Origin of the sequence: Agrobacterium sp. 22117 (assembly GCF_052045735.1) — a bacterium.
Taxonomy (GTDB): Bacteria; Pseudomonadota; Alphaproteobacteria; order Rhizobiales; family Rhizobiaceae; genus Agrobacterium; species Agrobacterium cavarae.
This window is the reverse complement of the sequence record NZ_JBQEPP010000001.1, coordinates 205,793-226,815: the sequence shown is the minus strand read 5'-3', so window position 1 is coordinate 226,815 and position 21,023 is coordinate 205,793. Positions and strand designations below refer to the sequence as shown.

Annotated in this window: 20 protein-coding genes and 1 pseudogene; 3 read left to right on the top strand and 18 right to left on the bottom strand. The window is 59.1% G+C overall.

The genetic code is table 11. The features are described 5' to 3' along the window. Positions 1–57: 57 nt before the first annotated feature. The 18 genes and pseudogenes from ACTJKV_RS01095 to sppA all read right to left on the bottom strand — a co-directional run bounded on the left by ACTJKV_RS01095 (position 58) and on the right by sppA (position 18,518). The gene (locus ACTJKV_RS01095; protein WP_440598390.1) at positions 58–858 is read right to left on the bottom strand and encodes a lysophospholipid acyltransferase family protein; all 801 of its coding nucleotides are present in this window, start codon (positions 856–858) and stop codon (positions 58–60) included. 34 nt (positions 859–892) lie between these two features. Further along, positions 893–1,321: a Fur family transcriptional regulator gene (locus tag ACTJKV_RS01090; RefSeq protein WP_062443002.1), complete on the bottom strand. Its 429-nt coding sequence runs from the start codon at positions 1,319–1,321 to the stop codon at positions 893–895. 68 nt (positions 1,322–1,389) lie between these two features. Continuing rightward, positions 1,390–1,884 (bottom strand): GNAT family N-acetyltransferase, encoded by a 495-nt coding sequence (locus ACTJKV_RS01085; RefSeq protein ID WP_440598389.1) that lies wholly within the window; start codon positions 1,882–1,884, stop codon positions 1,390–1,392. An 89-nt stretch (positions 1,885–1,973) separates the two neighbouring features. Continuing rightward, a complete protein-coding gene (tsaB, locus tag ACTJKV_RS01080; protein ID WP_440598388.1) occupies positions 1,974–2,642 on the bottom strand; it encodes a tRNA (adenosine(37)-N6)-threonylcarbamoyltransferase complex dimerization subunit type 1 TsaB in 669 nt (222 codons plus the stop codon). 136 nt (positions 2,643–2,778) lie between these two features. Next, complete coding sequence (locus ACTJKV_RS01075) at positions 2,779–3,342, bottom strand: NifU family protein (protein ID WP_440598387.1); 564 nt, start codon at positions 3,340–3,342, stop codon at positions 2,779–2,781. 200 nt (positions 3,343–3,542) lie between these two features. Continuing rightward, on the bottom strand, positions 3,543–4,034 hold the full coding sequence (locus ACTJKV_RS01070; protein ID WP_062427110.1) for a universal stress protein: 492 nt from the start codon (positions 4,032–4,034) through the stop codon (positions 3,543–3,545). A gap of 172 nt (positions 4,035–4,206) precedes the next feature. Then, positions 4,207–5,271: a tryptophan--tRNA ligase gene (gene trpS / locus ACTJKV_RS01065; protein WP_062427111.1), complete on the bottom strand. Its 1,065-nt coding sequence runs from the start codon at positions 5,269–5,271 to the stop codon at positions 4,207–4,209. 82 nt (positions 5,272–5,353) lie between these two features. Next, the gene (locus tag ACTJKV_RS01060) at positions 5,354–5,773 is read right to left on the bottom strand and encodes a VOC family protein (RefSeq protein WP_313591831.1); all 420 of its coding nucleotides are present in this window, start codon (positions 5,771–5,773) and stop codon (positions 5,354–5,356) included. Beyond that, positions 5,770–7,362: a murein biosynthesis integral membrane protein MurJ gene (gene murJ / locus ACTJKV_RS01055; protein WP_313591832.1), complete on the bottom strand. Its 1,593-nt coding sequence runs from the start codon at positions 7,360–7,362 to the stop codon at positions 5,770–5,772. Before murJ ends, ACTJKV_RS01060 begins: the two co-directional genes overlap by 4 nt. Before the next feature lie 7 nt (positions 7,363–7,369). Beyond that, entirely contained in the window at positions 7,370–10,198 is a 2,829-nt protein-coding gene (locus tag ACTJKV_RS01050) for a [protein-PII] uridylyltransferase (protein WP_062444101.1), read from the bottom strand. 85 nt (positions 10,199–10,283) lie between these two features. Continuing rightward, positions 10,284–12,935, bottom strand: coding sequence for a DNA mismatch repair protein MutS (gene mutS / locus ACTJKV_RS01045; RefSeq protein WP_440598478.1), 2,652 nt, complete (start codon positions 12,933–12,935; stop codon positions 10,284–10,286). Positions 12,936–13,116: 181 nt separating this feature from the next. Beyond that, positions 13,117–13,914, bottom strand: a pseudogene (locus ACTJKV_RS01040) (GNAT family N-acetyltransferase); the annotation flags it as partial. A 214-nt stretch (positions 13,915–14,128) separates the two neighbouring features. Further along, the gene (gene lspA / locus ACTJKV_RS01035) at positions 14,129–14,623 is read right to left on the bottom strand and encodes a signal peptidase II (protein ID WP_062427114.1); all 495 of its coding nucleotides are present in this window, start codon (positions 14,621–14,623) and stop codon (positions 14,129–14,131) included. Then, positions 14,623–15,480, bottom strand: coding sequence for a TrmH family RNA methyltransferase (locus tag ACTJKV_RS01030; RefSeq protein WP_440598386.1), 858 nt, complete (start codon positions 15,478–15,480; stop codon positions 14,623–14,625). The genes lspA and ACTJKV_RS01030 overlap by 1 nt, the downstream gene beginning before the upstream one ends. Next, a complete protein-coding gene (locus ACTJKV_RS01025) occupies positions 15,477–16,610 on the bottom strand; it encodes a class I SAM-dependent rRNA methyltransferase (RefSeq protein ID WP_112520008.1) in 1,134 nt (377 codons plus the stop codon). Before ACTJKV_RS01025 ends, ACTJKV_RS01030 begins: the two co-directional genes overlap by 4 nt. A 193-nt stretch (positions 16,611–16,803) precedes the next feature. After that, on the bottom strand, positions 16,804–17,145 hold the full coding sequence (locus tag ACTJKV_RS01020; protein ID WP_062427117.1) for a LapA family protein: 342 nt from the start codon (positions 17,143–17,145) through the stop codon (positions 16,804–16,806). An 84-nt stretch (positions 17,146–17,229) separates the two neighbouring features. Then, a complete protein-coding gene (locus ACTJKV_RS01015; RefSeq protein ID WP_062427118.1) occupies positions 17,230–17,535 on the bottom strand; it encodes an integration host factor subunit beta in 306 nt (101 codons plus the stop codon). Positions 17,536–17,561: 26 nt separating this feature from the next. Beyond that, positions 17,562–18,518, bottom strand: a complete 957-nt coding sequence (gene sppA / locus ACTJKV_RS01010; protein ID WP_062427119.1) for a signal peptide peptidase SppA — start codon at positions 18,516–18,518, stop codon at positions 17,562–17,564. Between the two features lie 245 nt (positions 18,519–18,763). On the opposite strand from sppA, the gene lptC reads away from it, so the two are divergent. The 3 genes from lptC to lptB are packed head-to-tail and all read left to right on the top strand — an operon-like array spanning position 18,764 to position 20,837. Then, positions 18,764–19,429 (top strand): LPS export ABC transporter periplasmic protein LptC, encoded by a 666-nt coding sequence (gene lptC / locus ACTJKV_RS01005; protein WP_062599197.1) that lies wholly within the window; start codon positions 18,764–18,766, stop codon positions 19,427–19,429. A gap of 12 nt (positions 19,430–19,441) precedes the next feature. After that, positions 19,442–20,014, top strand: a complete 573-nt coding sequence (locus ACTJKV_RS01000; RefSeq protein WP_062427121.1) for an LptA/OstA family protein — start codon at positions 19,442–19,444, stop codon at positions 20,012–20,014. A gap of 16 nt (positions 20,015–20,030) precedes the next feature. Further along, the gene (gene lptB / locus ACTJKV_RS00995) at positions 20,031–20,837 is read left to right on the top strand and encodes an LPS export ABC transporter ATP-binding protein (protein ID WP_062427122.1); all 807 of its coding nucleotides are present in this window, start codon (positions 20,031–20,033) and stop codon (positions 20,835–20,837) included. The last annotated feature ends 186 nt before the right edge of the window (positions 20,838–21,023 follow it).

The window sequence follows — 21,023 nt, the reverse complement described above, 5'->3', positions numbered from 1 at the left end:
GGCGCGTATCTAATGATTTTCGGCCACCAGTTAAATAGAAAAATGCGGAAATAGAGGCTATCGAGACTTTCGCCAGCCGCCACGCAGGCTGAAATTCAACATGGTGCGAAGTGCAGTGGTCGCTTCGATGCTCAGCGCCTTGCGATTATCACCCTTGCGGAAGGGGATCGCTTCCCCAAAGGTGACGTCAACCTCGATTGCACCGGCCTTCACCAGCCCCACCAATGACGGCAGCAAGCCGATGCTTCCAGGCCAAGCGGCAACCGGTCTATGGTAACGCCCCATCGCCATGCCCTGAATGCCGGTATAGGCGATCGCAACGGGCTGGACATGAACGAGCTGGCTCGGAACCTGGTCGGCGGCACTTGATGCTGCTCCGAAGAGCGAGGACTTGATTGGTAAAAGCCGATTGCCATCGGAGGTCGTGCCCTCGGGGAAGAGCACGATGATCTCGCCGCCTGCCAGCCTATCGGCAATCTCGTTGACCTGCGCGCCTGTCGTGCGTTTCTGTTCACGGGTGACGAAGACGGTTTTCTGCAAACGCGCCAGCTTGCCGAAGATTGGCCATTCGCGCACTTCGGTCTTGGCGATGAAGGCGACATCCGCAACACTGCCCAGCACCAATATGTCCTTCCAGGAGACGTGATTGGCAATCAGCAGCAGAGGCCGTTCGTTCTCCAGCCCGCCATGGACATGAACCCTGATACCGATCGATCGACAGGCCACCCGGTGCCACAGGCGCGGCACCCTGCGGCGGATCGGCAAATCGAGCCAGAGGCCGATGAGCTGCACGGGCAACAGCATAAGGGTCACGATGGAGAGAATGAAAACCGCATAGGCGATCCGAAGCCACGTCATCGCCGCACTTGCTCCGTGGCCATGGAAAATTGCCTCAACGCTCTTCTGGTTTCAGCGGAACGCCGTAGAGTTCAAGCCGATGATCAACGAGCCTGAAGCCGTGCTCGCGGGCAATCTTTTCCTGCAGCGCTTCGATCTCAGCGGAACGAAATTCGATGACGACACCAGTCTTCAGGTCGATGAGATGATCGTGGTGCTCTTCCGGTACGGTCTCATAACGAGAGCGGCCATCGCGAAAATCATGGCGCTCGATGATGCCCGCGTCTTCAAACAGCTTAACGGTGCGATAGACGGTGGAGATCGAAATCTTTGGATCGACCGCCGATGAGCGACGATAAAGCTCCTCCACGTCCGGATGGTCTTCCGATTCCTGAAGAACGCGGGCGATAACACGCCGCTGGTCGGTCATGCGCATGCCGCGCTCCGCACATATTTCTTCGAGGGTTTTCGAAAGGTCTACCACGATAATCAGGCCTTCAGATTCTGCGTTGGTCCACCATATTGGTGGCAGAGTGTCTCACTGTTACGGAACTATCGAAGATCGCGGCGCATGACAAGCGCTGTGGATTTCGTCCCATCCTTGGCCGTGTAATAGGCCTTGCGCTCTGCGACCGTCTTGAAGCCGAGCTTGCGGTAGAGATGAACAGCCGAACCGTTGGAACCGTCCACTTCCAGAAACATGGTTTCGGCACCGCGCATCAGTGCTTCGCGCATGGCAGCCTGCATCAGGCGCCAGCCAAGCCCGGCACCGGCAAATTTGTCGCTGACGGCAACGGTGAGAATTTCAGCTTCTCCGCCCGCCTCACGCGATAATACGAAGCCGCCGAGAGGCTGGCTGAAGAAGGCGTTGGTTTGACGCGCGACGGCGCCAAAGACAGTGTTCTGTGACAGAAGGCTCGAAAACTCGCCCTCACTCCACGCCTGAGTAAAGCGGGACGTGTGAAGCTCGGCGATATCGGCGCAGTCACCATGCGCCATCGGCACAATTTCGAAAAAGGGTTTCCAGCTCAGATAGTCGTCGAACATTGCAGGGAATCATCCACCTTGAATGCAAGAGGGCTACAGCATTGTCCGGCAAATCGGAATCGATTTCGACCGGGCGAAACGTCGCGCTTTCAGGCGGGCGACAGGCGCTCCAGCGCAAATCCCGACTGCGGGCGGGCGTCCGGGCCACGCAGGTAAAGCGGTGCGGGCTTTGGCTGATGCGCGGGTTTCGTCGCCGCGACGCGCGCGACGGTTTCGATCGGAAAATGATCCGGCCCCGAACCCGTCTCCGCACCAGCAAAGAGCGGCGCGGCGGAGCCTATGATCGCGCCGTCAAAGCCGACAAGCGATTGTCTGGCGTCATCGAGAGACACCAGCGCGGCCTCTGTCAGAGGCGCGCCATCGGCTGCGAAAATCTGGAGATAGCATTCGCCACGCTTGGCATCGAGACCGACCGCGACGGGCTGGCCGGGCTGCTGCCGCTGGTGATGAGCGGCAAGCGTCTCAAGCGTTGTAATGCCGACCGCTTCGACATCAAGCGAGAGGGCAAAGCCGCGTGCGGCGGCCACACCCACGCGAATGCCGGTGAAAGAACCGGGGCCGATCGTGACGGCGAGACGCTCGACGGCATTGAGCGTCAGACCAGCCTTGGAAAGCGCACCATCGATAATGCCCATCAACAATTCGGCATGGCCCTTGCCGATGTTTTCCGTCACTTCGCCGAGAACAGTATCGTTTTCACTGTCATAAACACAGGCAGAGCAATCCACGCCGGATGTATCGATGGAGAGAATGATCATTTGAAAAGCTGAACCTTATGCCTGTCCAAAGCGCAAGCCATGAGCGAGATGAGCGAGGCTCGTGGCAACGCCGCTTATGAGTAGAGGCGCAGTCACGCGCCTCGCCTCAGTATCGATCGATTGGCTCAGCCGTTTATTAAACAGCCTCGACCTCTTGCACTTCCGGCACGAAGTGACGGAGCAGGTTCTGCACGCCGTGCTTCAGGGTTGCCGTGGAAGATGGGCAGCCGGAGCATGCGCCCTTCATGTTGAGGAACACCGTGCCATCGCGAAAACCACGGAAGGTGATGTCGCCGCCATCCTGAGCCACTGCTGGACGGACGCGGGTTTCGAGAAGTTCCTTGATGGTCGCAACGATCGTCTCGTCACCCTCTTCGAAGAACTCTTCTTCCTCGTCGGAAATCTCGGCATGGACCGCCGTGCCCATCAGCGGGCGGCCGGACATGAAGTGCTCCATGATGGAACCGAGGATCGCTGGCTTCAGGTGCTGCCATTCGGCGCCGTCCTTGGTAACGGTGATGAAATCGAAGCCGTAATAGACGCCGGTGACACCCGGAATTTCAAACAGCGTTGCTGCGAGCGGCGAAGATTGCGCCTGCTGAGCGCTCAAGAATTCCGCCGTGCCGCTTTCCAGAACCACCCTGCCCGGCAGGAACTTAAGGGTCGTCGGGTTTGGCGTGGATTCCGTTTGAATGAACATTTCGATCTCCTTCGAGGCAGCGCCCCGGTCAGGGCACGCTTGCCCCGTAATTTAGAATGCTTCCAAAATATGCCGGACGAAGAGCGACTTCAAGCCCTGACATGACAATCCCGTTCAAGAAATCTTCCGCCCTGTTCTACACCCGTTTTCGCCAAAGCCGAACAGGATTCTTCGTGGCGAAAGCGCTTGATGGATAGCGATCAGCAGAGGGCGTCGATTTCCTCGTCCGTCAGCGTATCCGGCAAGACCGTGACGGGAATGGGGAAGGCAGCGCCGCGTCCGGCAATGGAGGAAACAAGCGGACCTGGACCGTCCTTGGTGGAGCCAGCAGCCAATACAAGGATGGCGATGTCGCGATCTTCTTCGATCAGACCGTGGATCTGCTCGGCGGCATTGCCTTCGCGGATCACCGCCTCGGGCTCGATGCCGACGGTCTCACGCACGCGTTGTGCGACCTTCGCCAGCGAGGCTTCAGCCTCTTCGCGGGCTTCGGCCCGCATGATCTGCTCGACACCCAGCCACTGCTGGAAATCCCCCTCGGGGATGACGAAGAGCAGAACGAGGGCGCCATTGGAGTTCTTGGCGCGGCGGCCGGCATAATGCACGGCTCTTTCGCATTCCGGTGTGCCATCGATGACCACCAGAAATTTTCGCCGGTGCCCTTCCAGGCGCGACAGCCGTTTTGAAACCATTCAGCACTCCCTGTTTCCGCCGTGGCATGAAGCGCCGCCCGCCGGTTTGGGCGGAGCTTATCGTATCACAATGGAAAGCGGAATCGATTTTCCTAAAAGGCGAATGTGCAGATGCGACGCCTCCGCACGCAGAAAAACGCCTCTCACAGCACGGCGTGAGGCGCAGACAAAATCACCGCAGGAAACCGATGATGTCGCGGACTTCGTCCATCGTCTTTTGTGCGATGGCACCAGCGCGCTCGCCGCCATCCTTCAGGATCGCGTCGATATGGCTGACATCATCCAGAAGGCGGCGCATCTCGTTGTTGATCGGTGCAAGCACGTTGACCGCCAGATCGACAAGCGCCGGCTTGAAGGCCGAAAACTGCTGCCCACCGAATTCGGCAAGCACATCCGCCTTGGTCTTGTCGGAGAGGGCTGCATAGATTCCGACGAGGTTTTCCGCCTCGGCGCGACCCTTCAGGCCTTCGACTTCGCTCGGCAACGCGTCCGGGTCGGTCTTGGCTTTCTTGATCTTCTTGGAGATCGCGTCGACATCATCCATCAGGTTGATGCGCGACAGATCCGAAGGATCGGATTTCGACATCTTCTTGGTGCCGTCCTTCAAGGACATGACACGCGGCGCCGGACCACCGATCAGCGGTTCGACCATCGGGAAATAGGCGTGAACCGGTTCGTCGCCGACGGTGATATCGAGGCCGAGACCAGCCTTGCGGATATGATCGCCGAAATCGATGTTGAACTTCTGGGCGATGTCGCGTGCCAGTTCCAGGTGCTGCTTCTGGTCGTCACCGACCGGAACGTGGGTTGCCCGATACACCAGAATGTCTGCTGCCATCAGGCTCGGATAGGCCAGCAGTCCAAGCGAAACCTGCTCGGCATTCTTGCCGGACTTGTCCTTGAACTGGGTCATGCGCTCCATCCAACCGATGCGCGCGACGCAGTTGAACACCCAGGCAAGCTCGGCATGCTGCGGCACGGCCGACTGGTTGAAGACGATATGCTTCACCGGATCGATGCCCGACGCAATGAAGGCGGCAGCAATCGAACGCGTCTGCGCCTTCAGGTCCGAATGGACCAACTGTGCGGTGATGGCGTGCATGTCGACGACGCAATAGATGCAGTCATTGTCTTCCTGCAATGCAACGAACTTGCGGATGGCGCCGAGATAGTTGCCAAGGTGGAGATTGCCGGTGGGCTGAACCCCGGAGAAAACCAGCGGCTTGAATGCGTTCATGATCGTCCTCGAAAAGGCTTGTGGAGGGCCTTGCCCCGCGCTGTGATGTGGCCCGCGCTTATGCACCCGGAACCCGTTGCAATCAAGGGGTTTCAGCGGCTGGCTGGAGCAGGTCCCATTTGTTGCCGTAGAGGTCTTCGAAAACGGCAACCGTGCCGTAAACCTCGCGACGCGGCTCCTCCAGAAAGCGAATCCCGTTGGCTTTCATGCGGTGAAAATCCGAGTCGAAATCATCCGTATACAGGAAGAAACCAACCCGACCGCCGGTCTGGTTGCCGATCGCGGCGGCCTGCGCTTCTCCATCAGCCTGCGCCAAAAGAAGCCCGCTTGCCCCCTCACCTTTCGGTTTGACGACAAGCCAGCGCTTGCCGTCCGGCATCGGCTGATCCGAAAGGCATTCGAAGCCAAGGCTGTCGCGGTAGAACGCCTTGGCGCGATCGTAATCGTCCACCACCAGAGAGACGAGCGCGATGTGGCGCATGGAGGTGAAGCCGGAACTCATGGCTCGATCTCGCTTTGGACATCCGTCTTGCGCTTGCGCTTCATGCCGCGCTTGACCATCCCAAGGTTTGCCCCACCGGAGGCGAAGGCAACGCCGAAATAGATGACCATGGCGCCGACGACCAGCGCAAGCAGTGTGCCTGCCCGGACCGCAAGGTTTGAGGCCGATGACAGTTCGTAGGAAAAATAGAACAGCGCATAGTGAATGGCGAACGCCATGAGACCTGCCGCGATCAGCAGCCGCGGGATGCGCAGCAGAAGCGGCAGATCAAGCTTCCAGTGCCCGCGCCACATCAGCATGCCAAAGAGCAAAGCCGCGTTTACCCAACCGGCGGTGATTTCCGCCGTTGCAATCCCCGGACCGCCGTAAGAGGGGAAAAGGGTGAGCGCGAGCGAGATGTTCACCACCACGGAAATCGCCGCAAAGATCATCGGCGTGCGGGTATCCTCGCGGGCGAAGAAGCCTGGAATGAAGGCCTTGATCAGAACGAAGGCCGGCAGGCCGAGGCCATAAATGCCGAGGATTTCCGCAACAGTCACCGTGGCAGACGGCGAGAAGTTGCCGCGCTCATAGAGGAAACGAACGATCGGCTCCGCCATGACCAGCAGCGCCGCAGCGGCCGGCAGCGTCAGGAAGAGCACGAACTCGACGGAGCGGTTCTGCAGATTGGCCGCCTCCACCGCATGGCCGCCGCGAAGCGCGCGCGCCAGTTCCGGCAGAAGAACCGTCGCCACCGCAATGCCGACGACGCCGAGCGGCAACTGATAGATGCGGTCGGCGTAGGCGAGCGAGGAGATCACGCCGTCTCCGCCGGACGCGATATTGGTGTTGATCAGCAAGTTGATCTGGGTGATGCCGCCGGTGATTGCGGCCGGCAGCGCCAGAACCAGCAGGCGCTTGACGTTGCCCGTCAGTTTCGGGCGGCGAAAGCCGATCTTGATACCGGCATGACGCACAGCAACCCAGACGATGGCAAGCTGGACGAAACCTGCGGCCATCACACCCCAGGAGAGTGCATAGCCGACCTGCAGAGGATCGTAGTGCTTCCACCAGGCGAGCGCCAAGACGCCAATGAGGATGACATTGAGAAAGACCGGCGCGATGGCCGCAGCGAAATAGCGATGCAGCGAATTCAGCATTCCGCCCATCATCGCCGCCAGCGACATGCAGGCGAGATAGGGAAACATGATGGTGGCCAGACGCACCGTGTTTTCAAATTTCGTCGGGTCATCGACAAAGCCCGGTGCAATCACCGTTCTGACGAGAAACGGCATGGACAGTTCCATGACGATCGTCAGCGCCATCAGCACCGTGAAGAGGACGCCGAAAACCTCCTCGGAGAAGCGGCGCGCGCCCTCCATGCCATTGGCTTCGATTTCCTTGGCGAAAAGCGGCACGAAGGCGGAGTTGAACGCACCCTCGGCAAACAGGCGGCGGAAGGTATTGGGAAAGCGGAAGGCCGCGTTGAAGGCATCCGCCACCGGTCCGGTACCCACGGCTGCCGCCATCAGCATTTCACGGATGAAGCCGAACAGGCGGCTTCCAAGCGTCGCGCCGCCGACGGTGGCGAATTTGCCGATCAAACTCATTTTTTGTTCAAGCCTTTGCGGTGCGCGCAGCAGGAAGGGCTGCTACATCCGGATGCGCGATGATGCCGGAGGGCATACGATCACGCAGTTCATCTTCCTGCTCCGCCATAACGGCCTTCAACCGCATTGCGATGTTGGATTGACGGTTTTCCGTCATCACCTTCTGCCCGAAGAGATCGGTGACGTAGAAGGTATCGATGACCTTTTCGCCAAAGGTGGTGATCCGCGCGGAGGTGATATCCAGCGACAGATCGGCCAGCACCGCTGTCATGTCCGCCAGAAGGCCGGGACGGTCAAGGCATTCGACCTCGATGACGGTGAATTTGTTGGAAAGCCCGTTGGAAATCGTCACCGACGGCGGGATATTGAAGGTCTTGCTCTTTTTGCGGCTCTTGGTCCGCGTCGCGATGATCTCGGGAAGCCGCTTCTTGCCAGCCAGAACCTCTTCGATCAGCTTGCCGATATTGGTGGCGCGGCGGGTCTCATCCTCATCGATCGGGAATTCGCGGTTGATCAGGATCGTATCGAGGGCGCGGCCGTCCGATGTTGTGAAGATCTGAGCGTCGGCGATGTTGGCGCCGGCAGCGGAGCAGGCGCCAGTGATGATCGACAGCAGACGCGGATGGTCGGGTGCCAGAACCGTGATTTCGGTGATGGCGTGGAAGGAATGGGTGCGGGCCATGGTTGCCAGCGCCTTCTCCTGCTTGTCCGCCTCACGCAGAAAGCGGGTGTGGCGGACTTGGTCTTCCAAAGCGACCGACAGAAGATAGGCATCATAATGCAGCTTGCTGTACTTGCGGCGCGCCTTCTGGCCCCAGTCATCCAGCGCATCGTAAAGGCGCTGACGGGCGACCTTGGCGCGCTCCTTGCGCGAGCTTTCCGAAAAGCCGCCGGAGAGAAGAAGCTCGGTTTCATAATAGAGCGTGCGCAGCAACTGCCCCTTCCAGCCGTTCCAGACGTCCGGGCCAACGGCGCGGATGTCGCAGACGGTGAGGATCAACAGCATCTTCAGCCGCTCCATCGACTGAACCTTGTCGGCAAAGTCGGTGATCGTCTTGCGGTCATGCAGATCGCGGGTCTGCGCCACCATCGACATCAGGAGATGCTGCTCGATCAGCCACATCACCGTCTCGGTCTGCTTGGTGGAGAGACGGAAGCGCTGGCAAAGCTTGCGGGCCACGCGTGCACCGGCAATGGAGTGATCCTCCTGCCTGCCCTTTGCCACGTCGTGAAGGAGAACGGCGACATAGAGAGCGTCGCGGTCTTCGATGGCCGGCATCAACTGGTTGACCAGCGGATGGGTATCGACTGCTTGCCCCTTGTCGATCTCGGCGAGGATTGCGACCGAGCGGATCAAGTGCTCATCGACCGTGTAGTGATGATACATGTTGAACTGCATCATCGCGACGATCTTGCCGAATTCGGGGATGAATTTGCCGAGAACACCGGCCTCGTTCATGCGCCGCAGCGTGAGTGCCGGATCGCGCCTCGAGGTCAGGATGGCGAGGAACAGCCGGTTGGCTTCCTCGTTCTCGCGAAGCTCATGATTGATGAGACCGAGCGAGCGGGTCACGACGCGAAGAGCATCCGGGTGCAGTTCGAGATTGTTGATATCGGCCACATGGAAAAGCCGGATCAGGCTGACCGGATCATTGCGGAAGACATCGGCATTGGCGAGCGCGATACGACCCCGGTCTTCGACGAATTCGCTGGAGCCTGGAATCTTGCGAAGCCGATGGGCAAAGCGGCTGAGAACACCGGAAAGCCCCGGCACGTCCTTTGCCTGGCGGTCCTCAAGAGCGGCGCAGAGAATGCGCGTCAGGTCGCCCACATCCTTGGCCACGAGGAAATAGTGCTTCATGAAGCGCTCGACCGCCGAAAGGCCGGGTCGCGGCTGGTAGTGAAGGGCGGCGGCAATCTCGCGCTGGATATCGAAGGAAAGCCGCTCCTCGGCCTTGCCGGTAATGAAGTGCATCTGGCAGCGCACCGCCCAGAGAAAATCATCGGCCTTTTCGAAGAGCTTCAGTTCGCTTCTGGAAAGAACGCCGAGCTTCACAAGCTCTGCCGTGTCGCGCACATGGTAATAATATTTGGCGATCCAGAAGAGCGTGTGGAGATCGCGCAGACCGCCCTTGCCTTCCTTCACATTCGGCTCGACTAGATAGCGGGTGTCGCCTGCCTTGCGATGGCGCTGATCGCGCTCGGCCAACTTGGCGGCGATGAATTCCGGGCCGCTATTGGTGACGACTTCGGTTTCGAAGCGACGTTCCAGTTCGTCGGCGAGCGACTTCTTCCCACAGATCGGGCGCATTTCGAGAATGGCGGTGCGGATTGTCATATCCGCCTTGGACAGCTTGATGCACTCATCCACGGTGCGGGTGGCGTGGCCGACCTTGAAGCCGACATCCCAAAGAATGTAGAGAATGAACTCGATCGCCTTGTGCATGTCCGGCGTGTTCTTGAGCGGCAGCAGGAACAGAAGATCGATGTCCGATCCGGGTGCAAGCGTGCCGCGCCCATAGCCGCCGACAGCGGTGATGGCGATGCCTGGCGCATCCTTCGGATAGACATATTGGCAGGCGAGATCGTAGAGCACCTCGATCAGACGGTCCTGCAGCCAGGAAATACGCCTTGCGCAGTCAATGCCGCCGCCTTCGGAATCGAGAAGATCGCGCGCCATTTGCCGTCCGTCGCTGCTTGCCTTCTTGAAGATGGGCAAAAGGTCGGAGCGCACATCCGACACGCGCTTTCCATCGCCTTGAAAGACGAGATCGCATTGATGCTTCAGTGCTGCGACATCCAGTATCGCGGAGAAATCCAGGTCCTTAGAGGCCATTGAGCCGATATCCATTCCATGCGTCTTGCGCTGATGGCACAGCGCTATAGCGATTTTGAGGCCGAATGGACAGGCACTCTACGCATCAAGCGTTGCCAAGTTGTTTCTTGAGCGCATAGAGCGCATCCAGTGCCTCGCGCGGCGTCATTTCATCAGGGTTCAGCACCTTCAACGCCTCATCCACCTTCGAGTTGCCCTTGGCGCTTGCCGCTTCGCGCCGGACCGCGACCTGAAACAGCGGCAGATCATCGATCAACTGGCTCGCCGGGTTTTTGCGATCAGCATCTTCCAGCTGGTTCAAAACCTCTCGCGCACGCTCCACCACCGCGGCGGGGAGGCCGGCAAGGCGGGCCACCTGAATGCCGTAGGAACGATCCGCAGCACCGGGACCGACCTCATGCAGGAAAATCACGTCGCCTTCCCATTCCCTGACCTTCATGGTGACGTTGGAGAGGCGGCCGAGCTTTTCAGACAGCACCGTCAGCTCATGGAAATGGGTGGCGAAAAGACCGCGGCAGCGGTTCACCTCATGTAGGTGTTCCACCGTCGCCCAGGCGATGGACAGACCGTCGAAGGTCGCCGTGCCGCGCCCGATCTCGTCGAGAATAACAAGCGAACGCTCGGTCGCCTGATTGAGGATCGCCGCCGTCTCGACCATTTCGACCATGAAGGTGGAGCGGCCACGGGCGAGATCGTCCGAAGCACCGACGCGCGAGAACAACCGGTCGACAATGCCAATATGGGCGGCTTCTGCCGGAACGAAGGAACCGATCTGGGCGAGGATGGCGATCAACGCATTCTGGCGCAGGAAGGTCGACTTACCGCCCATGTTCGGGCCGGTCAGCATCCAGATCGCGCCGTTGCGATTGCCGTTCACCGCCGAAAGATCGCAATTGTTGGCGATGAAAGGACCGCTCGACTGACGGCGCAAGGCCTGCTCCACGACCGGGTGACGCCCGCCGCGAATTGCAAAGGTCATGGAGCCATCGACCACCGGCCGGCAGTAGGCCTGTTCGGATGCCAGATGGGCGAGGCTCGTCGCCACGTCGATGGCAGCAAGTGCCAGAGAGCCCGCCTTGATGGCTTCAGCCTCGGCGACGACCGCCTGCACCATCCGGTCGAACGCCCGCAACTCCATGGTCAGCGCCTGGGCGGCGGCATTGGCGATGCGGCTTTCCAGATCGGCAAGCTCGGTGGTGGTAAAGCGCATGGCGCCGGCCATTGTCTGGCGGTGGATGAAGCGCGTCTTGGCCTCGTCGCTTCCCGTCATCACATCGGCATTGCCAGCCGTCACCTCGATGAAGTAGCCGAGCACATTGTTGTGCTTGATCTTCAGCGACTTGATGCCGGTCTCTTCCGCATATTGCAATTGCAAGCCGGCAATCACCCGACGCGACTGGTCGCGCAGCGCCCGCACCTCATCGAGTTCCGGGTTCGAGCCTTCACGGATAAAGCCGCCATCGCGCTTCAGGAGCGAAAGGTCGTCCGACAGCATCTCAGACAGCATGGCTTCGAGCGAGGCTGGCAAGGCTTTGAGATCAGCGAGCGCTGCCGCCAGTTCGTCGGGCAACAGACCCTGATCAAGCAAATGACCGACGATCGCGGCAGCGGAAAGTCCCTGGCGAATGGCGCCGAGATCGCGCGGGCCGCCGCGATCGAGCGCCAGGCGCGACAGCGCGCGCGGCATGTCTGCCACCTGCTTCAGAGCCTCGCGCAGACCATCGCTCAAGGACACATCGTCGATCAGATAGGCCACCGCATCAAGGCGGGCGTTGATCCGTTCAGGATCGGTCAGCGGCGACATCAGCCTTTCCGCCAAAAGCCGCGCACCGCCGCCAGTCACGGTGCGGTTGATCGCCTGCAAGAGCGATCCATCGCGTTCTCCGGCAAGCGTCTTGGTCAATTCCAGATTGGCGCGGGTCGCAGGATCGATGAACAGCGTCGAGGCAGAGCTTTCGCGTTCGGGTGCACCGAGAGGCGGGCGCTCGGCGATCTGAGTCTTCTCGACATAGGCGACGGCTGCAGCTGCGGCTGCCAGTTCCACACGGGAGAAAGCTCCGAAGCCATCCAGCGTCGAGACGTTGAAGTAGCGCGCGATGCGGCCTTCGGCGGTCGCGCTATCAAACAGGACGGCAGGTTGAGGGACGGCCACGCGACCCAGCACATCGAAGGTTGGCCGCATTTCTTCGTCGTGAAACAGGCTGTCGGCGACGATCAACTCGCGCGGATCGATGCGCCAGATGTCGGCCAGCAGCCGCGTCAATGTCGTTTCCGCCAGCCGGAAGACGCCGGTGGAGATATCGATCCAGGCCAGCGCAAACTGCGCCTCCGAACTGCCGCGAATGCGCGCAAGCGCCATGAGGTAGTTGGATTCTGTCGGCGAGAGCAGCTTTTCTTCGGTCAGCGTGCCGGGCGTGACAAGGCGCACGACGTCACGTTTGACCACCGATTTCGAGCCACGCTTCTTGGCTTCCGCCGGGTCTTCCACCTGTTCGCAGACGGCAACGCGGTAGCCGCGCATGATCAGCTTTTGTAGATAGTCATCCGCCGCATGGACCGGAACGCCACACATGGGAATGTCCTGACCCAGATGCTGGCCGCGCTTGGTGAGCGTGATGCCAAGTGCGCGCGAGGCTTCCGCCGCATCGTCGAAGAACAATTCGTAGAAATCGCCCATGCGATAGAAAAGCAGCGAACCGGGATTGTTCGCCTTGATCTCGATATACTGCTCCATCATCGGCGTTGCCGATGCGCGGCTCTCTTCGGAAATGAGCGAGGCGGTGGAATGAACGTCCGTCAATGGCGTGATCGTATCTGCTTGGGGCTTTGAGAAAACAAAACCGGAGACTACCGGCGCGGCTCTCCAAGAACAACACGCAGAACGACGAACCCACAGGAAGCTTGATGCCGGAACGGTATCAGCCGTTGAAGCGCTCCGCGTCACCGCCATAGTAATTGATGTAGCGGCCGGCAATCGATGAGACCGGCAGGATCACCAGCACGTCGGTGGTGTTGAAGGCATGGTCGACCACGGCACCGGCACCGAACATGGCGCCAAGACGCATATAGCCCTTGATCAGCGGCGGCATAGCGTTGAGCGCCCGACGCGGATTGATCGCTTCAAGCGGCATCATATCCATTTCGCGATAGAGTTCCGGCAGTGCCTCGGTCCGCCATTCAGCCTTGGAGCCGCAGCTGTGATGCAGGAAGGACAGCGCCAGCGCGTGAGCTTCCGGCTGAATGCCTGGGAAGGAGGCACAGCCGATCATCGCATCCATACGGTGACGGACGGCGTAGGCCCAGTTGCCTTGCCAGAGAAGTTCGAGGGTGCGCTTGGTGCGATACTCCGGCAGCACGCAGGAGCGTCCCAGCTCCATGAAGCGCTTATCCGGATGGCGCGCGATCAGGCTCTCGATTTCGAATTCGCTTGCCGAGTAAAAACCCTTATTCGCCAACGCCGTTTCCTGCCTGAGCAGGCGATAGGTGCCGACGATCTGATCTTCGGGATCGCCTTCTATGGCGTTGTCGAGAACCAGGAGATGGTCGCAGACGGCGTCGAATGCATCGATGTCGCGACCGCGACGCATCGCGTCTGCCGGAAGCCGCGCACCCATCTCTTCGACAAAGACGCGGAAGCGGACCTGCTGGGCTGCATCGATTTCGCGCTCATTTCTGGCGAGGCGTGTTTCGAGGGAGCCGATCCGACCAAAGACGTCGGCTTCCCGCTTTTCGGCAGCTGGCAAAACAGCGCCGCCCAAGCCCGTGCCAACAATGCTGCGTTCAAGAACTTCCGAGACCATGGAGAATCGCCCCGCCACCGTTTGATCTTGGCGTCATAAATCACTTCTTGACGACAAAACAGTGACAGTTAGCCGCGTAAGTGACGTTGCGTAAACTAAATTTCGCGATCCGGCCTTGCGTAGCAGTCGTTCAGGTTTTCTTTCGTGCCGCCTTGGCCTGCAGCAACTCATCCAGAATGACGCAGCCGGCGCCAATGGTGATGAAGGAATCGGCCAGGTTGAAGACGGCGAAGGACCAGGTTTCCGTGTGGAAGAGGATGTAGTCCACAACGTGCCCATACAGAAACCGGTCAAAGATGTTTCCCGCAGCACCGGCGATGATCAGCGCAAAGCCGAGATGGGCAAAGGTGCGATCGGCATCCGTCTTTCGCCACAGCCAGATGACGAAGGCGACGATGAGAAGCCGCATGGTGACGATGGCCCAGCCCTCCATGCCCGACAGCATGGAGAAGGCCACGCCAAGATTGTAGGTGCGGTAAAGCGCCAGGAACGGAATGACCGGCACCATCTCCTGCAGAGGCAGGTATTTTTCCACCAGCACCTTGATGATCTGATCGGCAAGCAACGCCAGAAGAATGAGGGCGATGGCGGGAGCGGGTCTGGAGAAGAGAGCGGGCTTGGCCATTACTTTACCATCGCGAGTTCGAGAAGATGTCGACGCGCTTCAAACAGCATGACTGCGCTTGCGATCGCCAGATTGAGAGAGTCGGCCCGACCCTGTTGCGGGATGCGGGCAAGCTGGTCCGCCTGCGAGGCGAGCTGCGGCGGAAGACCCGACTGCTCGTTGCCCATCAAAAGCACGACCGGCTTTTTCTTGTAGTCGATGGTGCGGTAATCCACCGAGCCCGCGAGATGGGTTGCGACGACGCTCACACCGGCAGTCTTTCTCCAGCTCAAGAACTCATCCACCGATGCGCGTGCAACCGGCATCGCAAATACCGAGCCCATGGTGGCCCGCACCGTTTCGAGCGAGAAAGGATCGGTGCAATCGCCGACGAGAATCACTCCGGAGGCACCGGCTGCATCTGCCGTGCGGATGATGGTGCCGAGATTGCCAGGGTCGCGTACCCGGTCGAGCGCGACATAAGTCTCACCCGCAGCAGGCCGGATATCTCTGAGCGGCTTCCATTTCTGATCGAAGATGCCGACGACCATCTGTGGATTGTCGCGGCGGGTGATGGACGAGATCACCTTCTCGCTGACTTCCAGCACGAGACCGCCGGACGCCACCGTCTTCACCGCAGCCTGCTCGACCAGCGGCTTGCCCTTGGCGGCCTTGGCATAGACCAGTGTGCGGATCGTCCAGCCGAGTTCCAGCGCATCGATGACGAGCTTCAGCCCCTCCGCCATGAAGGTGCCGCTCTCTTCGCGGCCCTTCTTCTGGGTGAGGTTCTTGATGTCCTTGATGATCGGATTGGCGAGGCTGGTAACTTCCTTGACCTGCCCTACCCTGCGTGGCCCGTTTTCATGACGATCATTCATTTCGGCACCCAGCGGCTGAAGAGAGAGGTTGAAAGCACGCGGCCCGGCGTCTTGCCATCCAGACCCGCTTCGCGGATGACGAGTTCGCCGGAGGTCACTTCGCCACCTGCACCGCGCATGGTTTCGCGCATCAACTCGTGCATGGAGTAGAAACTTGCGCGGATGGAATAGGCGGTCAGGACGAATCCGAGCGCCTTTGGTGACAGGATTTCGCGGCAGACATCCAGCATCAGCGGCAGATGATCGTAGAGATCCCAGACCTCGCCATGGGTACCGCGGCCGAATTTCGGCGGATCGGTGAGGATGATGTCGTAGCTGTTGCCCCGGCGTTCCTCGCGCAGGATGAACTTCATGGCGTCTTCGCAGATCCAGCGGATCGGCGCATTTTCAAGACCGGCAAGCGCCTGATTTTCTCGCGCCCAGCCGATCGCCTTTTTCGAGGCGTCCACATGGGTGACTTCCGCTCCCGCGGACGCCGCCACGAGCGACGCGACACCGGTGTAACCGAAGAGGTTCAACACTTTAAGCGGTCGATCAGCCTTTTCGATGGTTTGCTTCAACCATTCCCAATGAACGATCTGCTCGGGGAAAACACCCACATGGCGAAATGCGGTGAAGCGGCCGAGGAAGTTGACGCCGAGCAGAGACAGCGGCCATGTCTCGCCAAGAGACTGCTTGGGAAAACGCCAGCGTCCACTGCCTTCTTCGTCCGTATCCCCGGTAAAAATTGCATCGGCATTGTCCCAGACCCGTTCGGCGAGGCTCGGGCGCCACAGCGCCTGCGCCTCGGGACGAACGATGCGGTGCTCGCCATATTGCTCGAGCTTCAGGCCATTGCCGCTGTCGATCAGGTGAAAGTCACCAGCACCGAGCGACTCAAGAATGACCGGCACCTGCTCGGTCGGAAGGGCGCCGGAGCGCTCCTTCAACGGGCGCGGAGGTGCGGCTTCGACGGCGGGAGCAGAGGCCTGCACCTTTTCCTTGGGGGCGGTGGCAGCGGGGCGAACGTAATCTGGAGCGCGTGTGCGCGCAGCGTCCTTCTGGCGAGGCGGCTTGCTGCCGGGCTTGCCTGAGCGATTGTCCTGTCCTGCGCGCGGTTTAGCGCCCTGGCGGTTGTCTTTCTTCTTCAACGACGGTCTTTCCACGTCTCGACGCGAGAGGCACGGAGAATGGCCGTACCACTTGCGCTTTCCAGTCTACATCCCCGGGCGAATGGCGGCCCGGATGCGGTTGGAAAGCGCATATCACTAGAATGGGGGATTATCAAAGGGCGTGGCAAAATGATGCGCCATGGCGACGGATCAAAGAACCGAGAGCAGCCGCCTATTTTGCTGCAAGCTGTCTCGACGCGGGCGATACCGTTTGCGTGTTGGCCGCTGCCTTGGTGGCCTCATCGTGCCAGCGAATGGCTTCTCGTGCTTCGAGGCGAGCGCGCTTGCGGTGCTTGCCTTGCGAAATCCAGGTCGCGGCAGAGCCGAGCAGAATGCCGAACAGAACCGACAGAAAAATGAAAACGAAGAAGGGTGCCGTGAAGGAGAGAACGCTGTCACTAGGTTGGAACGGATTGAGCGCCAGAGTCACACTCTCACGGTTTGCAACGCACAGGATGATCAGAATGATGGCCAGTGGCAGCAGGATCAACAGGTTGACGATCTTCTTCGACATTCAAGGTACTCCGTCTTTGGGGGCCTTCATGCAATCTGGACGAACGTCACGCCGGGCTTAAGGATTGTCGAGCGTTGATTGCGCTCAATCCTCGTCTTCGACGTCGCCCATGCCCGGGTTGAGCCTTTCGCGAAGCTCCTTGCCGGTCTTGAAGAAGGGAACCCATTTTTCCTCGACAAAAACGGACTCACCCGTGCGCGGGTTCCGTCCAGAACGAGAGGGCCGGTTCTTTACCGAGAATGCGCCAAATCCACGAAGTTCGACACGATTGCCGGCGGCAAGCGCATCGGTGATTTCATCAAGAACCGCATTGACGATATTTTCGACATCGCGGTGATACAGGTGCGGGTTACGCGCAGCAACGATCTGCACCAGTTCAGACTTAATCACAGTTGCCCCCTGAAAGGATTAGGTTTTTATCGGCCATCAACCTGCCAAACCGAAACAAGACCGTCAAGAAACAACTTGTCGGTGCCGAGTTGGCGTGACGCTGCAATCGGGAAAAATTCATCCAAGCCCAGCATTTTTGCAAGACCTGCGACGCTGAAGATGGAAAAGGGCGAACGCTTCGATGGTGCCGTCCATTCGATGATGGGCAAATCCTTGTCCAGACCGCGGCTTTCGAAATAGGACTTGATCTCGGTTTCACCGCCGAGCGTATCGATAAGCTTGACGGCAACGGCCTGACGTCCGGTGAAGATCGACCCATCGGCAAGCTTCAACACTTCGTCACGCGGCAGCTTGCGCCGGTCGGCCACCAGATCGACAAACCAGTTGTAGCTGTCCATGACCATGTTGCGGATCATGACCTTCGATTCTTCCGGCGGCTCGTGGAAAGGCGACGGCTCCGCCTTCATCGGCGAGGATTTGATTTCCTGCAGCGACACGCCGAGCTTGTCGAGGAGCGGTCCGACCTGCGGATACTGGAAGATCACACCGATGGAGCCGGTGATCGAGGTATCGCCCGCAACGATCGTGTCGCCGGCGGTCGCAATCATATAGCCGGCGGAGGCTGCAAGCGTGCGGACGTCAGACACGACCGGCTTCTTCTTGTCCGCTACGGCACGGATCGCCTTGAAGATGCGCTCGCCGCCGTAAGTTGTGCCACCGGGCGAAGAGATGGAAACGATCAGGCCCTTGGCGCTGGTGCTGTCTGCAATTTTTTGAAGCCGCTCCAGGAGTTCGGTGTCGTCCTGGATCAGGCCGCTGATCTCGATCTTGGCGATATGCGGCCTTGCGCTCGATTCAGGCTCCGCGACAGCGAAGCGATAGACAACAAAGAGGGCCGCTATCAGCAAGAGAACTGCAGCAACCCGCCAGAATGTCAGCTTGCGGCGCAGTTGCCTGCGGTCTGCGATTGCCATCTGGTCCATCAAATCACCTTCGCTTCACGGCAGTTAAGCTTCAACTTCGCCTCGGGCATATGAACCTTGTAACGACCTCTTGCAAGCGCGTGAACTTGCAATGTGCGGTTTTTATAAAAAACACCCGGCTCTTGCGCTCTTTCTGATAAAAACCATATTGGCAGCGCAAGGCCATCGTGCCAAACACGTTAGATGAATATGTAAAGGTCTGTGTGCGACTTTAAGCTGTACTTGTAGACCTCCGGATTTGACGAATGCTCGAAAGACTTAATCAACCGGCACCGGGATTTTCGGTGGCTGACAATCTGCCCGATGCGTATGCTCTGGCGAAGCGTCACTCCGCGCGCGTAAAAAAGCTGAAGATCGGGCTTCCGATCGCAGCAGCGATCGTTTCGCTTGCTTTCATCGGCGTTTCGCTTGCCCGCACATGGCTTCCTGCCGAAGTGTCGCTGCAAAGCGCCTCGATCGAAGACGGCAAGATCGTCATGGAAAAGCCAGCTCTGGCGGGGCGCAACAACAAGGGTTTCGACTACTCGATGAATGCCGAGCGCGCGCTTCAGGACGTGACGACGCCGAACCTGATGACGCTTGAGAAAGTGCTGGCAGCCGTGCCGATGAATGACATCGTGGCACAGGTGGTGGCACAGGAAGGCATCTTCGACCGCACGACAAATAAGTTGAAAATGACGGCGCCCTTTGACATCAATCTGAGCAATGGCCTAAAAGCCAAATTTCAGTCTGCCAATGTCGACCTGAAAGCGGGAACGATGGAGAGCGACCAGCCGGTCGACATCACCACGAAGGAAGGCTCGATTGTTGCGGAAAGCCTACGCATAGCCGATAATGGCAGAACGATTGTATTTTCGGGGCAGGTACGAGCTCGTATTGCTGCATCCACCATTCAGAACGCAGGCAAGTGAGAGCCCGAACAGATGATGCAGATTTCCCGCAACGCCCCCTTCAAGAGAACCACCGGAATTTTGGCTGCCATTGTTCTGGCATGTCTTTCCACACCGGCCTTTGCTCAGAACACAACCAGCAAGATGGACGGCATGAAGCTGTCCAGCGACCAGCCGATTGCAATTGAAAGCGATCAGCTTGAGGTGCGCGATCAGGAGCACAAGGCCTACTTCACCGGCAACGTGAAGGTTGTTCAGGGAACGACCACGCTGCAGGCTGGCAAGATGACGGTTCTCTACAAGAACAAGGGCGACGGGCAAACGACATCGGTGACCGGCGGTGATGCCGATATCGACAAGATTTTCGTCGACAATTCCGTTTACCTGACATCCGGTACGCAGAAGGCGACGGCCGATCATGGCGAGTTCGACATGGCCTCGCAGACCTTTACGCTTTCCGGCAAGCAGGTTGTCCTGTCGCAGGACACCAACGTCTTCACCGGCTGCAAGCTGACGGTGCTGATGAATACCGGTGAAGCCAAGCTTGAGAGCTGCGGCGGTCCCGTCCGCATCATGCTCGATCCCAAGTCGCAGAAAAAGCAGTAAGCCGCTCATCGTGAAAATGCCCTTGATTTCAAAGCTTCTTGGCAGAGATTCCGCACGTCCGTCGCCAGCCGACGCGAATGCGGGCGATAAATCTCGCTATGAAGGCACCTTGATAGCCCATGGCCTGACCAAGACTTACAATACGCGTCGCGTCGTCAACGGCGTGTCGCTTGTCGTGCGTCGCGGAGAGGCTGTCGGACTTCTGGGGCCGAACGGTGCGGGCAAGACCACTTGCTTCTACATGATCACCGGCCTCGTTCCCGTGGATGATGGCAAGATCGCCATCAACGGCAATGACGTGACGGGCATGCCGATGTATCGCCGCGCGCGCCTTGGCGTCGGCTATCTTCCGCAGGAAGCGTCGATCTTTCGCGGCCTGACGGTCGAAGACAATATTCGCGCTGTTCTGGAAGTGCATGAGAAGGACGAGAAGAAGAGAAACCGAAAGCTCGACGAGTTGCTGGAAGAGTTTCACATCTCGCAGCTGCGCAAGTCTCCAGCGGTCGCTCTTTCGGGTGGCGAACGCCGTCGTCTTGAAATCGCCCGTGCTCTGGCGACCGATCCGACCTTCATGCTGCTCGATGAACCCTTTGCGGGCGTCGATCCGATTTCCGTCAGCGACATTCAGAATCTCGTGCGCCACTTGACGGCACGCGGGATCGGCGTTTTGATCACCGACCATAATGTGCGCGAAACGCTGGGTCTCATCGACCGCGCCTACATTATTCACGCGGGCGAAGTGCTGACGCACGGTCGGGCCGACGAGATCGTCAACAATGCCGATGTTCGTCGCCTCTATCTCGGAAACAACTTCAGCCTCTGAGGGCCGCATTTTCCGGCCTGAAAGCGCGGCAGTCTTAACGGGAAGGTGATGATATCACAGCGTTCCCGTCAAAGAATCTTGCTCTGCACCTCACTCTTGACCTTGACCAAACCCAAATAAAAAGCAATTTTTGGGCCAAGTTCTCCTTGTTTTGCTGAACAACAAAAATTTTCTGCAAAACAGGGG